This is a genomic window from Alteromonas sp. G4i13 (assembly GCF_054960505.1).
Map to the genome: position 1 here is coordinate 38,408 of NZ_JBHNYX010000023.1, position 14,563 is coordinate 52,970.

The following is a 14,563-nucleotide window of genomic DNA, read 5'->3' on the forward strand; positions in this document are numbered from 1 at the left end:
TAAAAAGATGTTTCGTGAGTATACCAAAGCGTTATTTAAACGCGTTGACGCCAGGCAGCTTATGCAGTTTAAACCGCCTACGTTGCCTCAGCGCATCTATACCAAAACGCTCAATGTCGACAATGTGCACTACGCTTCTTTTTGTCAGGAAGTTGACTGGCCGGCAAATGAGCATAGCCATCCACTTTATTTGCAGATGCTTTCCTTACCATTGCAAATGCAGTGTTTGCTGGACAAACAAAGCCCATTTCCATTGCTTGGCCTTATTCACGCCGCTAACAAAGTATCGGTAATAGACCATTGCGATTTAAGCGAACCCTTTGAATGTCGCGTGCGCTTTCACGATGTGAGACCGCATAACCGAGGTTGGGAAGTGGATGTGATGTTAGAGGCGCTGCAGGCAGGGAATCTGGTTTACAGGGCGATAAGTAGTTACTTAGTGAAGGTGAAAGCCGTTCATGTAGCTCCACTTGGTGCTAAAAATGACTTACATGACGATTGTGAATTAGAGAATAGGGCGCTCATCGGCGAAATTAGTGCCTCGGCTAATACAGGTCGCCGCTATGCAAAGCTTTCTGGCGACTATAACCCTATTCACTTGTCTGCAATATCTGCCAAAGCATTTGGGTTTAAACAGCCTATAGCGCACGGCATGTGGACATTGTCACGCGCTGTGTCGGCGTTTGTAAGTCATCAAGACTTCAGACAATCTATGAGCGTAAAAGAAGTAAATTGCCGCTTTAGAAAACCCGTGTTTTTGCCCTGTGACATCCATATTCAACAACACTGTAAAACAGATAATAGTGTGCTAATAGACGTTACCGATAGTAATGACAGCCTTGTGCACTTATCTGCTAGTTTAGTGTTTAATCAGGCCTGAATTAACGTTTAATCAGGTGCAGATAAGCAAAAGATAAGCGGGAGATAACCTAAGGTTATAACAATCCGCATAGATCATTGCTCACTCAGAAGTCGCTGGCAAGTTTCCTAGCAAAGCGTGTGAATTTGAAAGGGAATAGACTGGTATAATACTGTGGACGGTGAAAAGAGAGCATGCTGTGATGCTCTCTTTTTGTTTGACGTGTTTTATTGAGCGCTAAATGATGCTGTGTGAATGTATTGTCCAGTTATTAAAAAAAGGCGCATTAACATTAGCGCCTTCTTTAGACTGATACAGATCTTACTTTATGCACTAGTCGGCATCGGCGAAGCTGTCTTGAGTAATTAGCGAGCCAACGTCAGCGCCTGACAGCTGTTTTCTGGGAATAAGTATTGTAGGAACGGGGTTGTCTAACTGTTCAGGATAGTCCAAATTAAAGTGTAACCCTCTGCTTTCCTTTCGCTCCATCGCGCATCGCACAATGAGTTCTGCAACCGTAACAAGGTTTCGAAGCTCTAGCAGGTTATTACTTACCCTGAAGTGTGAGTAATACTCAGTAATCTCTTGCTCTAATAGCTTAATGCGGCGCATGGCTCGTTCAAGGCGCTTATCAGTGCGTACAATACCTACGTAATCCCACATAAACAGCCTAAGTTCGTGCCAGTTATGTTGAATGATGACTTCTTCGTCAGAGTTAGACACTTGGCTCTCATCCCAAGGCGCAATAGACTCTTCACAGTCTGCACTGGGAAGATTTTTAATAATATCTTCCGCTGCAGCGCTGGCAAAAACCACACACTCAAGTAAAGAGTTAGATGCCATGCGGTTGGCGCCATGCAGACCTGTGTAGGCCACTTCACCGATTGCGTATACATTATTCAAGTCGGTTTTGGCATTAAAGTCGGTCATCACTCCGCCACAGCTGTAGTGCGCAGCAGGCACGACTGGGATAGGTTCACGGGTTATATCGATACCAAGCGAGCGGCACTTTCGATAAATATTAGGGAAGTGCTTAACGATAAAGTCAGCAGGCTTATGACTGATATCCAAGTACATGCAGTCAGCGCCCAATCGCTTCATTTCATAATCGATTGCGCGAGCGACTACGTCGCGCGGCGCAAGATCGCCACGCTCATCAAATTTGTGCATAAAGCGGGTACCGTCGGCGTGGCAGAGGTTTGCGCCTTCGCCGCGCAGCGCTTCTGTAATCAAAAAGTTACGTGCCTGCGGGTGGAATAAGCAAGTCGGATGAAATTGATTGAATTCCATATTGGCCACGCGACAACCCGCTCGCCATGCCATGGCAACGCCGTCACCGCTCGACACATCGGGGTTCGATGTATACTGGTACACCTTGCTACCACCGCCAGTCGCTAGCGCAACGAAAGGGGCGCGAATTACTTCAACGTGCTCTTGTTGTCTATTCCAAACATAAGCACCCACCACGCTGTTCTTTTCTTCCTTTGAAGGAATGAGATCAATGGCGTTATAGCGCTCAAATATGTGAATGTTTGGATGGGTCGATACCGCGTCGTTTAATGTAATTTGAAGCGCTTCGCCTGTGGCATCTGCAGCGTGAAGAATTCGCCGGTGGCTGTGTCCACCCTCGCGGGTAAGGTGAAAGCGCTCCTCACCAGATTCACTTTTTTCTGTATCAAACGGTACACCGTAGCTGATAAGCCACTCAAGTGACGCCTTTGCTCGTTCTGCAGTAAATCTTACGGCTGGCTCTTCGCAAAGCCCAGCACCTGCAGCAAGCGTGTCTTTTACGTGTGCGTCTATGGAGTCTTGTTCATCGAATACTGCGGCAATACCACCTTGTGCATAGCGGGTAGAGCCTTCATTGCGGTCACTTTTACTAAGTACAATAACCTGACAATGGTCGGCAAGCTTAAGCGCTAAGCTCAATCCTGCCGCGCCACTCCCAATAATCAATACGTCACAACGGTGTTCTATTGCATTTGATGTGGAAGTTAGTGAAGACGATACAGATTTCATGTATTTTTATATCAATTCAAACGAGCAAAGGTTCGGCAAGTCTAAAGGATGAGTAGCAAAACACAATCATTCTTGCCCCCTGGCCTAAGCATTTTTTAAAATATTTAATGCTTTTACAGAACTTTTGTAAAAAGAACGCGTCTATACACATGCTTGTTAGAGCTATTGTGTAGTTGAAGTAGGGAGTAATGGCTCGAATGAGCGAGCAGATAACCGACCAACAACTGGTCGAAAAGGTACAGCGTGGCGATAAAAATGCGTTCAACTTGTTGGTAACTCGTTATCAACATAAAGTGATGCATCTCGTTTCTCGCTATGTGAAAAATACCGGTGACGTTGCTGATGTAACGCAAGAAGCGTTTATCAAAGCATACCGTGCCTTACCTAATTTTCGTGGCGACAGTGCATTTTATACTTGGCTTTATCGCATTGCGGTAAACAGTGCCAAGAACTATCTTGTATCTCAAGGTCGCAAGCCGCCTGCAAGCGATGTCGATGCTGACGAAGCAGATTTCTACGAGGGTAGTGATGCATTAAAAGAGCAATCTACACCCGAGCGAAGCCTGTTATCTGAGGAAATTGAAGAAACCCTGTTTAAGGTAGTTGAGAAGCTGCCGGACGATTTACGTATGGCGATAACGCTGCGTGAAATTGAAGGGTTGAGCTATGAAGAAATCGCGAACGTAATGTCGTGTCCTGTGGGTACGGTGAGATCCCGTATTTTTAGGGCTCGCGAGGCGATTGATAAAGTTATTCAACCGTTGTTAGAAAATTAAAAAGAAATAAAATCAAAAAAAGATGAACTTTCTTTTTTCCACGATGACTAACAGCTGTGTTAGGGTAGTTAACGATCACTTTGATCTGGAAATGAATATATGACGCAACAGCAAGAAAAATTGTCCGCATTCATGGATGGTGAGATAGAAGGCAATGACATCATCGATGCGATTAAGCAAGATGAAGCGCTTCAGGCCAAATGGCAACGTTACCATGTGTATCGCGGTGCAATGCGAAAAGAAGCAAGTGTTGCTCCACAGTTGGACATCACCGCAAGCGTAGCAGCTGCGCTTGAAAACGAGCCAGCTATAGTCGCACCTAAACGCTCGCGCTGGCAGTCGATACCATTGATTGGCAATGTTGTTCCTTTTGCGAAGCAGTCAGGCCAGTTTGCAGTAGCTGCGTCGGTGGCAGTGGCAGTTATCTTTGGTGTTCAATACACTAATCAAGAAGCGCCTACCGAGCCATTTATGACAGCGCCAACGATTGCTCCTCAAGGTGGATTGTCTCCAGTGAGTTTGGAACAAACCAGAACGTTACCACGTAACGACATGAATGAAATGCTTGAGAAGAAGCGCAAAATTAATGCATTGATTGCTGATCATGAGCAGCAAATAAAGCTTAAGCAAGCGCAAGAGGACGAAGGTGAAAGCGAAACAAGTGGACCAGAGCGCCCATAAGTTATCGCAGCCAGTCAACATTAGTTGGAATGTGCTTTCGCAAGTAAATTGCGACTGACATACATTTCATATTTTAATCATACCAGCATATACTGCTGGTATGTTTGTTTTAAGGCAGGAAAAAATGCGCTGTAGTTCTATCCTTGCACTTTTTTTCATTTCGGGCGCGGCTATTCAGCCCACTATTGCCCAAACTACTTCGCTGAGCGAAGAAACGAAAGCTCCTATTGCCCCAGTCCAAAACGTGAATGATGGCGACGTTGAATTAGACGCTAACTCAGAATCAAACACGAGAGCTGGCCGACTAGATGAAGCTGATCAAGAAGAAGCAGTGCGAGAAGACGTGATTCAAGAGCAACTTGAACAAAGTCGAAGCGAGCAAAATGCATCTGCTTCTCGCACACGAGAGCCTCAATCGGCCAATCAGTGGCTAGCTGAACTTCAAAACATTATAACCAATGCCAATTTCCAAGTGTCTTTTGTGCAAACTATTGCAGGAAAGGAAACCGTTCCATATTTATGGCGCCACGGGATTATGGAAGATGGCTCTGAATTAGAGCAGTTAAATCTTCAAAATGGACCAGGCCGCGAGCTTATTCGTGTGAACGATGTGGTGAGTGTATTTGAGCCAGATGTACAACCCTATAGCTTGCGTTCAAAGCATATCAACGGCCCAATACCAAGCGTATTATTGTATCATCCTGAACAGCTTGCCGAAGCCTATGAGTTCGTCGCTGTGGGAAGAGCGCGGGTGGCAGGACGTTCAGCGCAACAAATTCGAATAGTCAGCCGAGATAACACGCGATTTGGTTATCAACTGTGGCTGGATGAGTCGTCTGGTATGTTGCTCAAACTGAATATGCTTGATTTGCAAGGGGCGCTATTAGAGCAGATTCAGGTCACGGCATTTGCGATATCGCCAGAGCCTGCTGATTATTTCTCACGAATTAATTCTGCGTCGTTACCCGCGCCCATGGCGCTGAGCAATACGCCAAATCGTGCACACAAATGGGATGTCACCTATTTGCCGGCTGGCATGCGAGAAATAAAGCAAGATACAAGACGATTGGCCTTAACAGGACAGATTGTAGAATATAAACTCTTTTCAGATGGATTGGTTGACGTATCTGTGTATGTTCAGCCTGCGGAAGATGCGTTAGGTGAAACGCTGGCGCTGCGCAATGAAGTGAGTACGTTCTTAACGTTAACAGACGGCAAAGCCCAGGTGACAGTGGTGGGAGAAATACCTTTGCAAACCGCTAACGCTATTGCTACGTCTTTACGCCCCGTCAGCAGTGTAAGTGAATAACCGCGCAATTGAGTAACAATGATAAGAGAAACCGCCACCGTAGTTGCCGTTAATGGCGATACGGTCACCGTAGAAGCAGCGATTAAATCGACCTGTAACGCATGCCAAGCACAAAGTGATTGTGGTACCGGCGTTATTTCTCGTGCGCTTGCACCGAAAACGCAGCAGTTGACGCTGCGCACTCCCATGCCTGTGCGGGTTGGCCAAGAAGTGACTGTAGGCATACCGGAAGCAGGTATTTTAAGTGCATCGGCTTGGTTGTATTTACTACCGCTCATAGCGTTTATCGGGGCATATTCGGTGTCTATATCATTACTTAGTAGTAACGGATTTACTCACGAGTTATGGGCCATGCTGCCAAGTGGGTTAGTAACCTTCTTTACCTATAAGCTAATTGCTTACAAGTTGCGTCGTGTAGAACGTACGAAATATCAACCTGTCCTATTGGGTCAACAAGATCACAGTGCAGTAGAACATTGATTTTTTGAAGGGCTTTACGCTGCTCAATGGTTTAATACGGGACTGCTCCATACATGCCGTTTTATACGAGGCCAATTTATACGAGATTATAGTGTTAACTCACGCTCATCAATGTAGCCAAGTTTTGAGATAGGCCGAGGAAGTCACGTCAGGTTGCCACTTCCATTCGTTATGTTTCTTGAAAGTAATAAATTTTCCACCACGCCAATTCGCTTTTCGCGCAAGAAATGGGTAAAATCCGCACGCGCTGCGTATAACCCTTTAAGCAAGGCAAGCAGCATTTTTTGTTTAATGAATTTTTCTGCAGGTAATTTCCAGCATTATGCAACAATCGCACATTCGTAACTTCAGTATTATCGCCCACATCGACCACGGTAAGTCTACGCTGTCAGACCGTCTAATCCAGCATTGTGGAGGGCTAACAGACCGTGAAATGGCTGAACAGGTTCTCGACTCAATGGACCTGGAAAAAGAGCGCGGTATTACTATCAAAGCGCAAAGCGTAACGCTGAACTACGAAGCGCGCGACGGTGAAACTTATCAGCTTAACTTCATCGACACTCCTGGACACGTTGACTTTACCTATGAAGTATCTCGTTCTCTTGCTGCCTGTGAAGGTGCGCTTTTGGTTGTTGATGCAGGTCAGGGCGTAGAAGCACAGACATTGGCAAACTGCTATACCGCCATCGAGATGGATATGGAAGTGGTGCCTGTACTAAATAAAATCGACCTGCCTCAGGCTGAACCAGACCGCGTTGCAGAAGAAATTGAAGATATTGTTGGTATCGATGCGCTGGACGCTGTGCGCTGCTCAGCAAAAACCGGTATCGGTATTGAAGATGTACTTGAAGTTATTGTAAATAAAATCCCGCCGCCAGAAGGTGACCGCGAAGCGCCACTTAAGGCGTTGATTATCGATTCTTGGTTTGACAACTATCAAGGCGTTGTTTCACTGGTACGTATTGTCGAAGGCCAGTTGACTAAGAAAGACAAAATTCAAATTATGTCAAATGGTCAAACGCATCAGGTTGACAAAATTGGTGTATTTACGCCTAAGCCACTCGATACGGGCACATTAAGAGCCGGCGAAGTAGGCTTTATCATCGCAGGAATTAAAGATATCCAAGGCGCGCCTGTGGGCGACACCATTACCTTGGCTCGCGAGCCAGCTGACGCAATGCTTCCTGGCTTTAAAAAGGTTAAACCTCAGGTTTATGCCGGTATTTTCCCAATAAGCTCTGATGACTATGAAGACTTCCGCGACGCCCTTGCGAAACTAAGTCTGAACGACGCTTCACTGTTCTATGAGCCGGAAAGCTCTGCAGCGCTAGGTTTTGGATTCCGTATTGGTTTCCTTGGCATGCTACACATGGAAATCATTCAAGAGCGTTTAGAGCGTGAATATGACTTGGGGCTTATCACTACTGCGCCAACGGTAATTTACGAAGTAGAAACGACCAAGGGCGAAACCCTTACCGTAGATAGCCCAGCTAAGCTACCTCCGGTAAACGATATTGCGGAAATTCGTGAGCCTATGGTTGAAGCCAATATTCTTGTGCCACAAGAGTATCTAGGCAACGTAATTACACTTTGCGTTGAAAAGCGCGGTATGCAAACCAACATGACATACCACGGTAAGCAAGTGGCGGTAACTTATGAGCTGCCAATGGCAGAAGTGGTGCTCGATTTCTTTGACCGTTTGAAATCTACGAGCCGTGGTTTTGCATCGCTTGATTACAACTTTAAGCGTTTCCAGGCCTCAGACATGGTGCGTGTTGATATTCTAATTAACGGTGAACGTGTAGACGCGTTAGCAGTAATTACGCACAGAGAAAACTCTCAAGGCCGTGGTCGTGAGCTGGTCGAAAAGCTTCGCGAGCTTATTCCACGACAAATGTTCGATATCGCTATTCAGGCGGCTATCGGTAACCATATTGTTGCAAGAAGTACAGTTAAACAGCTACGTAAAAACGTAATCGCGAAGTGTTACGGCGGTGACGTAAGCCGTAAGAAGAAACTACTTCAAAAGCAGAAAGAAGGTAAAAAGCGAATGAAGCAAGTGGGTAATGTTGAATTGCCACAAGATGCGTTCCTTGCAGTATTGAAGGTGGGCAAATAATGGCGAATTACTTCTCCTTGATTTTGGTGGCACTCACCTTAATAACAGGATTAATCTGGCTAGTGGATAGCCTAGTGTTTGCACCAAAGCGAAAAGCACGTTTACAGGCTGCGGCAACCGCAGAAGGAGCGGGCTATGGAGAAGATCCTCAACTGCCGTACCTTGTTGATACTTCGCAACAGATTTTTCCTGTTATTGCTTTCGTATTGGTATTGCGTTCGTTTTTATATGAACCATTTCAAATTCCTTCAGGCTCAATGATGCCCACTCTGTTAGTGGGTGACTTCATTTTGGTTGAAAAGTTTGCCTATGGCGTGAAAGACCCGGTTTTCAGAAGTAAGCTTATTGAAACTGGCGTTCCAGAGCGTGGTGATGTGGTGGTTTTCAAGTACCCTGAAGAGCCTTCAATAGACTACATTAAGCGCGTGATCGGTTTACCGGGCGATACTGTGGTTTATCAAAACAAACAGGTTTATATCAAACCGAAGTGTGAGACTGGCAACAACTGTCCTAAATTGAAAGCCGTACCGCTTACGTTCCAAGAGCGTGGTGAGTTCGTACAGGACATGGCGCAGCTTATGCGTTACACCGAAGATTTAGGCACAGTAGAGCACGACATTTTGCGCCACCCAGTACGCGAGATATCGCCGGTTAATTTTTATACCCAGCCTGGAACGCGCAGCAATGAGTGGATTGTGCCAGAAGGTCAGTATTTCGTGCTAGGCGATAACCGTGACAACAGCCGCGACAGCCGTTTTTGGGGTTTTGTGCCAGATGCAAACTTGGTTGGAAAAGCGGTGGCGATTTGGATTTCATTTGAATTTGAGCGCAGTCCGTCAGACTTCCTTCCAACTTGGGTACCAACAGGTGTTCGATTTGAGCGAGCAGGTGGCATTCATTAATGCAGGGAATTGATAAATATCGTCGTCTGTACAAGGCGATAGGCTACACATTTACCAATGAAGCTTTATTGGAACAAGCACTTACTCATCGCAGTGCGGCTAAACAGCACAATGAGCGACTAGAATTTTTAGGTGACGCTATTTTAGGCATGATTGTTGGGGAAACGCTGTTTAAGCGATTCCCAACTGTGCCAGAAGGCAAACTCACACGAATGCGCTCTACTTTGGTTAAAGGAGACACACTGGCAGAACTTGCAAAGGAAGCCAGTGTGGGTGAACTACTTAACTTAGGGCCCGGTGAGCTCAAAAGCGGTGGTCATCGTAGAAGTTCGATTTTAGCCGATGCAGTTGAAGCTATTTTAGGGGCTATTTACCTCGATTCCGGTATGGATGAGGTACGCGGTGTTATAGACCGTTTATGGGAAACCCGCATAAACAAACTAGACCCTAATGCCCACCCTAAAGACAGCAAAACTCGTCTTCAAGAGTTTTTACAAGGTCGTAAACAAGCGCTGCCAACCTATGAGGTGTTGTCTATTTCAGGGAAAGATCACGCACAAACATTTGAAGTTAGCTGCAAGGTAGAAAGCTTACCAGAAGCCGTAGTGGCATCTGGCAATAGCCGCCGAAAAGCAGAACAAGAAGCTGCTCGTTTAACATTGGAGAAGCTTGATGACAACGCATGATGAATCGAATTTGCCTGAAATGCCCGATATTCAAACTCGCTGTGGCCTAGTTGCCATAGTCGGTCGCCCTAATGTGGGTAAATCGACCTTGCTCAATCGCTTGCTAGGTCAAAAAGTAAGTATTACGTCGCGTAAGCCGCAAACTACTCGCCACCGTATTCTTGGTATAGACACCGACGGTGATTATCAAGCGATTTACGTTGATACCCCTGGGCTTCACCAAGACGAAAAGCGCGCGATTAATCGCTACATGAACCGCGCGGCATCAAGCTCTTTGGCTGAAGTTGGCCTTGTGCTTTTTGTTGTCGAAGGCGATCGATTCAACGCCGAAGATGAAATGGTATTAAGTAAGGTTAAACAAGCAAACCTTCCTTGCTATCTCATCGTAAACAAGATGGATAAGGTTGAAGATAAAGAAAACTTTATGGTTCACCTTAAAAAGCTTGGCGAAAAGCACCCGTTTGAGCACATGATCCCTATCAGTGCTAAACAGGGCCGAATGGTTGACGAAATTAGAGAGTTGGTGGCCAAGTCGCTACCTAAAAGTGAGTTTTTCTTCCCAGAAGATTACATTACTGACCGCTCAAGCCGTTTTATGGCTGCTGAAATCATTCGCGAAAAGCTTATGCGCTTTACTGGCGATGAATTGCCTTACTCTACTACTGTGGAAATTGAGCAATTCAAAATGGCAGACAATGGTGTTTATCGTATCAGCGGTCTGATTTTGGTAGAGCGTGAAACCCAAAAACGCATGATCATCGGCAAAGGCGGAAAGCATTTGAAAACCATTGGTGAGCAAGCGCGTAAAGATATGGAAAACTTGTTCGACAACAAAGTATTTCTAGAACTTTGGGTGAAAGTGAAACAAGGCTGGGCTGATGATGAACGTGCTCTACGCTCTCTAGGTTACGGTGACGACAGTAACTTCTAGTTCACGCTAATATTATCTTTATAACGCTAGTTAGCTGTAACTGGCGTTATATTAGCACGTTATATTAGCAAAGATAGTGAGTCAGCATTTTCGCCAAGTGGCGTAGCCGTATGGTTTGTGGGCAACTACCTCAGTTAGATGCGCTTATGTGAGCATTTACACGGTGGTTTATTTACTCGGTTTCAACATCTCTAGCAGGCACAACAACTTCTTTTTAGGAGCGGTATATGGCAATTTCAGATATGCGCAGGCAGTACTCAAAGGGCAGTTTGAGTGAGTCAGATATTACTTCAAGTCCATTTATCATGTTCGATAAATGGTTAAAAGACGCCATAGACGCCGGAATTCCTGATCCTACTGCAATGACGGTTGCCACCGTCGATGCCAGCGGCCAACCCTCTCAGCGTATCGTTTTGTTAAAAGATGTCAGTGAAAAGGGCTTTGTGTTTTTCACTAACTTAGGCAGCCGTAAGGCACAAGAGTTAGCGGTAAACCCTAAAGTGTCGTGCCATTTTCCCTGGTTTTTTATGGAGCGTCAGGTTCGTGTATGTGGAAGCGTTGAAAAGCTTTCTGTTTCTGAGAATGCTGCTTATTTCTTTTCGCGACCGAAAGACAGTCAGCTAGCAGCGTACGCGTCAAAACAAAGCAAACCTATTGGCAGCAGGGAGCTTCTACTGACCCAGTTTAAGCAATTAAAAGATAAGTTTGCTAACAAAGAGCTTCCCGTGCCGGACTTTTGGGGCGGTTTCAGGATCGTGCCTCATCAAATTGAGTTTTGGCAAGGTGGAGAAGATAGGCTACATGACCGCTTTGAATACAACAAAACTGAAGATGGCGCGTGGGTAACACAGCGCCTTATGCCGTAGGGAATAAGTTCACCTTTCGTTCCCGCTAAATTACTTCTCTAGAATATGAGCCCGTTTAACTATTGAGCTTGTAGATAGCGTGCGGAGAGATAAGTAACAAGGAGGCGTCTAAATCGTGATTGATAGCCATTGCCATCTCGACTTGCTTGCACAAAAGAAAGATCTTAGAGTTGCATTAGAAAGTGCCAAAGCCGCAGGGATTACTCGCATCATGGCGCCTAGCATTAACCCCGAATCTTGGCAGGCGTTACAAGCGCTCAGTGAACGCTACGAAAGTCTTTTATCTATAGATACTGCGCTTGGGCTTCACCCTTATTTTTTGACTGGCAGCGAGCTTGAAAAGCCAGAGCAAACACTCAAGGAGAGTCTTCGTCAACTTGAAGACGCTACGGCTAAGTTGCACCCTTCGGTAAAAGCCTTGGGGGAAACAGGTTTCGATGGGCATATAAGCGTGCCATTAGCGCTTCAAAAGGAAGCGCTACATAACCACTTGAAACTTGCCGATAAAGTATCGTTACCCGTAATTTTACATCACAGAAAAAGTCATCATCTGCTAGTTGAAGCATTGAAGCAAACCAAATACCAAGGTATAGGCGTTGTACATGCTTTTTCAGGAAGTATTGAAGCGGCCAAAGAGTATATTGAAAGAGGGTTTTACCTAGGTATAGGCGGTACGATTACCTATGAGCGTGCTCAAAAAACACGAAACACCCTTGGTTTTTTGTTAGAACATCATTTTGATAAATTGCTTTTAGAAACGGATGCCCCTGATATGCCCATGTGCGGTAGACAAGGAGAAGCAAACGAACCTCGTTATTTATCAGATGTCGTTGATGTTATAAGCGACCGCTATGGCATGTCACATAAAGAAATAGTGTCCACCACCACAGCGAACTACACTCGACTATTTGATATTGATGCTGGAAGTGAAGCATAGACTTCCAAATTAGCTATCTAGCGCTTCTCTTTATTTCTTTTTGATTCGATTACCTGAATAAACCATGGGCGAGATTTATAAAAGGCCCGGGTTAGGTAAATACCTAGCATGAGCGCTAAAAAGACGAGAATACACGCAATAAGAGCAAGCTGGTAACGCAATGTCAGTGGACTTTCGAGGACAGCCTGCGTGTTCATGTGAATATTCACATAACCTAGTAAATTTTCATTATCGTCAGTGATAACGCCAACATAGGTTAGCGGCGTTACACTTTGCGACTGACTCATCGACACCACACTGGCAATTTGAGGCAAAGGAGCAATATACCTCCCGTCCTTATCAAACACAGACAAGGCAAGAATGTGTGGCTCGTCGACCAAAATAGAGGCGACACTTTCAATATACTCCCGTTGAGTGAGAGTATCAGATAGCGCGGAATCTACATTGTTCTCAGTTTCCTGATTCGAAAGTGCGTCAGCGATAAAGGCAGGTTGTAGCAGTTTTGCATACTGCCTTGCTATGCTCTCACCAGAGAAGCGAGTTTGCACGGTAAGCCAGTCGTTTTGGTATTGTTGGAATAACAGAAGCAATACCACTATCAAAGCAAACACCGCACTCACTACTATTGTGTGGAACAATCGCTTTAGAACTGTGTACAACGAATGCGAGTCATTCTTTGTTTGTGAAGCTGCTTTGCTTAGCCCGTCTACCAATTCGCTTTTCCATAAAGTCACGAGGGTTGCCTAACAGTAGGATAATTCGAAATAATTTAAAAGGAGATATTTTATTAGTTAGCCTAATTGGTTAGCATTAGAGCACCATTTGCCAATCACCGCAGTTTCTGTGTGCGTTATGAAAGACACTCTTCTTAATAATATCGATAATGACGATATCCATTTAGCTTCTTTTTTGTCTCATGTAGTTAGCAATAGTCACAACGACAGTGCGTATTCACATACGTTAACCGTTATTGGTCAAGCTGTAACACCTTATCTACTGCACAGCGTTTTAATTAAACTCAACGATGTGTTTACTCCTTCTAGCGCTGCGTTCCATCATTTACACAAGCAAATGGGGGATGATGTAATAGAAATTAGAGGTGCTTTGCAAAACACTGAACTTGAGCAGATTAAGCCACTGCTGGGCGACGTATCCAAGGCATATAATGTTGATGTTGGTTTGCAGGGCTCTCGCCCCTCATTGTCTGAGCCAGGACTACTGGTCATGGACATGGATAGCACTGTCATCGCGATTGAATGTATCGATGAAATAGCTAAATTGGCGGGTGTTGGCGAGCAGGTGGCAGAAGTTACCGCTAAGGCAATGCGTGGAGAAATTGCGTTTAATGATAGCTTAACGCATAGAGTGGCCTGCTTGGAAGGCGTGCCAGTTAGTCACCTTAATCAAATTCGTGACAGCATACCTATCATGCCCGGCATTCAAGCCTTGCTTACTCACTTGAAACAGCATAATTGGAAATTAGCGATCGCCTCAGGTGGATTCACCTTTTTCGCTGACCACCTAAAAGCAAGGCTTGGACTCGATTTTGCCATTTCTAACACGCTTGCGGTGAAAAACGAGCAGCTGACTGGAAAAGTAGAGGGTGAAATTGTCAATGCAGACGTTAAGGCGCGAACCGTAAACGCCCTTGCCGAGAAGTGGCAAATTTCAGCCAAACAAACCGTTGCTATGGGTGATGGAGCTAACGATTTGGTCATGATGGCTGAATCAGCGCTAGGCGTGGCGTGTCACGGTAAGCCACTGGTTAATGAAAAGGCGGATGTGGCAATCCGCATTGGCAGTTTACATAGCCTTCTGTATTTTCTAGACAAGTAGTTAGCGAGAGTCTGTAATACAAGCGTTAGTTTTGGGGCAATAAAACTAGCGCTTCACACTTTATCGGTTACCTTTCACCAGCCACAAGTTTCCAAAATCTTGTGATTAAAATCCTCCCGTGATGGGTCTTAACCTACGGGCTCATTTAAATTGATAGGCTTT

General features: G+C 45.3%; 14 protein-coding genes. 12 read left to right on the forward strand and 2 right to left on the reverse strand.

Annotated elements, in window-relative coordinates:
- Positions 1-7: 7 nt before the first annotated feature.
- Complete coding sequence (locus ACFI6J_RS12640; protein ID WP_278347040.1) at positions 8-880, forward strand: MaoC/PaaZ C-terminal domain-containing protein; 873 nt, start codon at positions 8-10, stop codon at positions 878-880.
- A 312-nt stretch (positions 881-1,192) separates the two neighbouring features.
- Here the strand turns inward: ACFI6J_RS12640 and nadB are convergent, their stop codons facing one another.
- Entirely contained in the window at positions 1,193-2,878 is a 1,686-nt protein-coding gene (gene nadB / locus ACFI6J_RS12645; protein ID WP_278347039.1) for an L-aspartate oxidase, read from the reverse strand.
- A 197-nt stretch (positions 2,879-3,075) separates the two neighbouring features.
- Here nadB and rpoE point away from each other — a divergent pair, with 197 nt between their 5' ends.
- The 10 genes from rpoE (at position 3,076) to ACFI6J_RS12695 (ending at position 12,565) form a co-directional block, all read left to right on the forward strand.
- Positions 3,076-3,654, forward strand: a complete 579-nt coding sequence (gene rpoE, locus ACFI6J_RS12650) for an RNA polymerase sigma factor RpoE (RefSeq protein ID WP_012518957.1) — start codon at positions 3,076-3,078, stop codon at positions 3,652-3,654.
- A 99-nt stretch (positions 3,655-3,753) separates the two neighbouring features.
- Positions 3,754-4,335 (forward strand): sigma-E factor negative regulatory protein, encoded by a 582-nt coding sequence (locus ACFI6J_RS12655; RefSeq protein ID WP_014976995.1) that lies wholly within the window; start codon positions 3,754-3,756, stop codon positions 4,333-4,335.
- 124 nt (positions 4,336-4,459) lie between these two features.
- On the forward strand, positions 4,460-5,644 hold the full coding sequence (locus tag ACFI6J_RS12660) for a MucB/RseB C-terminal domain-containing protein (protein WP_014950107.1): 1,185 nt from the start codon (positions 4,460-4,462) through the stop codon (positions 5,642-5,644).
- An 18-nt stretch (positions 5,645-5,662) separates the two neighbouring features.
- Complete coding sequence (locus ACFI6J_RS12665; RefSeq protein WP_131137719.1) at positions 5,663-6,124, forward strand: SoxR reducing system RseC family protein; 462 nt, start codon at positions 5,663-5,665, stop codon at positions 6,122-6,124.
- 322 nt (positions 6,125-6,446) lie between these two features.
- Positions 6,447-8,243, forward strand: a complete 1,797-nt coding sequence (lepA, locus tag ACFI6J_RS12670) for a translation elongation factor 4 (protein WP_101565230.1) — start codon at positions 6,447-6,449, stop codon at positions 8,241-8,243.
- Complete coding sequence (lepB, locus tag ACFI6J_RS12675; protein ID WP_014950104.1) at positions 8,243-9,145, forward strand: signal peptidase I; 903 nt, start codon at positions 8,243-8,245, stop codon at positions 9,143-9,145. Before lepA ends, lepB begins: the two co-directional genes overlap by 1 nt.
- Entirely contained in the window at positions 9,145-9,831 is a 687-nt protein-coding gene (gene rnc, locus ACFI6J_RS12680; RefSeq protein WP_101565228.1) for a ribonuclease III, read from the forward strand. The genes lepB and rnc overlap by 1 nt, the downstream gene beginning before the upstream one ends.
- 19 nt (positions 9,832-9,850) lie before the next feature.
- Positions 9,851-10,762 carry a GTPase Era gene (gene era / locus ACFI6J_RS12685; RefSeq protein WP_014950102.1) on the forward strand — a complete coding sequence of 304 codons (912 nt, stop codon included), beginning with the start codon at positions 9,851-9,853 and terminating at the stop codon, positions 10,760-10,762.
- Between the two features lie 227 nt (positions 10,763-10,989).
- On the forward strand, positions 10,990-11,628 hold the full coding sequence (gene pdxH, locus ACFI6J_RS12690; RefSeq protein WP_014979782.1) for a pyridoxamine 5'-phosphate oxidase: 639 nt from the start codon (positions 10,990-10,992) through the stop codon (positions 11,626-11,628).
- 115 nt (positions 11,629-11,743) lie between these two features.
- Entirely contained in the window at positions 11,744-12,565 is an 822-nt protein-coding gene (locus tag ACFI6J_RS12695; RefSeq protein ID WP_278345505.1) for a TatD family hydrolase, read from the forward strand.
- A 17-nt stretch (positions 12,566-12,582) separates the two neighbouring features.
- Here the strand turns inward: ACFI6J_RS12695 and ACFI6J_RS12700 are convergent, their stop codons facing one another.
- Positions 12,583-13,299 (reverse strand): hypothetical protein, encoded by a 717-nt coding sequence (locus ACFI6J_RS12700; protein WP_014950099.1) that lies wholly within the window; start codon positions 13,297-13,299, stop codon positions 12,583-12,585.
- A gap of 118 nt (positions 13,300-13,417) precedes the next feature.
- Between ACFI6J_RS12700 and serB the strand changes: the two genes are divergently transcribed.
- Positions 13,418-14,401 carry a phosphoserine phosphatase SerB gene (gene serB / locus ACFI6J_RS12705; RefSeq protein WP_039231744.1) on the forward strand — a complete coding sequence of 328 codons (984 nt, stop codon included), beginning with the start codon at positions 13,418-13,420 and terminating at the stop codon, positions 14,399-14,401.
- The last annotated feature ends 162 nt before the right edge of the window (positions 14,402-14,563 follow it).